1 protein-coding gene is annotated in these 1,093 nt (G+C 64.7%); it reads right to left on the bottom strand.

Annotated elements, in window-relative coordinates; genetic code table 11:
• Positions 1-111 precede the first annotated feature (111 nt).
• A partial coding sequence (locus tag A8V01_RS04130) for a thioredoxin family protein (RefSeq protein ID WP_146037174.1) occupies positions 112-1,093 on the bottom strand: 982 nt, incomplete at its 5' end.

Genomic DNA, 1,093 nt, shown 5'->3' with positions numbered 1-1,093 from the left:
AGATCGGCTGCTTTCGGAGGCACAAACACCGACTGGCAAAGTTTGGTTGCGCTGGCTTACCGTGACGTTTTGTTGCCCATGTGCCATTGTACGCACAGCCGATGGCACGCCTCAGCCGAACGTGAAGGCAAAGGCCTGAACTCCGGGATCGAGGAACTCGATCGCGAAAGCCCGCTCAGCCGTGCTGCCCTGCATCCTGATCAACTGGTAGAGCCGCTGGCCATCGACCACGCCGTTGCCATGCGGATCGACATCGGTGCCGTGGTCCGCGCCGGGCGCCTTTCCGTCGATGGTCACCCGGAACCGTACCCGCTGCCCCGACCGTGCCGGGCCGAGCACGAGATGCACGTCGCGCGCATGAAAGCGATAGTCGATGCGGCCGCCGTTCGCATCGAGCGAAGCCTGTTCGCGGCCGACCGTCCATGCACCGCCGAGTGCCCAGTTTTCCCTTCGCAGCGTAGCCGGCACCGCGTATTCGTGGCGAGCATCGCGGACGAGACCGCCCGGCGAGACGAACCGCTGCGCCTTTCCATAGCCGAGATAGGTTTCCGGTGATCGCGCCTTCCCCTGTCCCGCAGCGGCTCCGGCGCCGGTCGCCGACACGGTGACCGTACCTGCATTGCCCACCGCGTTGCCGTTCTCCGCCAGCAAGCGCTGGATCACCCGCTCCGACTGCGCATAATCGCCCTCACCGAAATGGTGATAGCGGATGCGGCCCTTGCCATCGATGAAGTAGTGGGCGGGCCAATAGCGATTGCGGAACGCGCGCCACACGCCATGGTCGTTATCGATCGCGACCGGATAGGCGATGCCGAGGTCGCGCACCGCCTTGCGGACGTTCGCAGTATCCTTCTCGAACGCGAACTCGGGCGTATGAACGCCGATCACCACCAGACCCTGATCGCGGTACTTCTCCGCCCAGGCCCGCACGTAGGGCAGCGAGCGCAGGCAGTTGATGCAGCTGTAAGTCCAGAAATCGACCAGCACGACCTTCCCGCGCAGCGATGCCGGGGTCAGCGGCGGCGAATTGATCCATTCGTTCGCTCCCGCCAGCGATGGGAACGCACCTTCGTCGGCCAGTTGCCCGCCTTTG

It is taken from the genome of Novosphingobium guangzhouense, assembly GCF_002896965.1.
Lineage (GTDB): Bacteria > Pseudomonadota > Alphaproteobacteria > Sphingomonadales > Sphingomonadaceae > Novosphingobium > Novosphingobium guangzhouense.
This window is presented reverse-complemented; position numbering and strand designations above follow the sequence as displayed.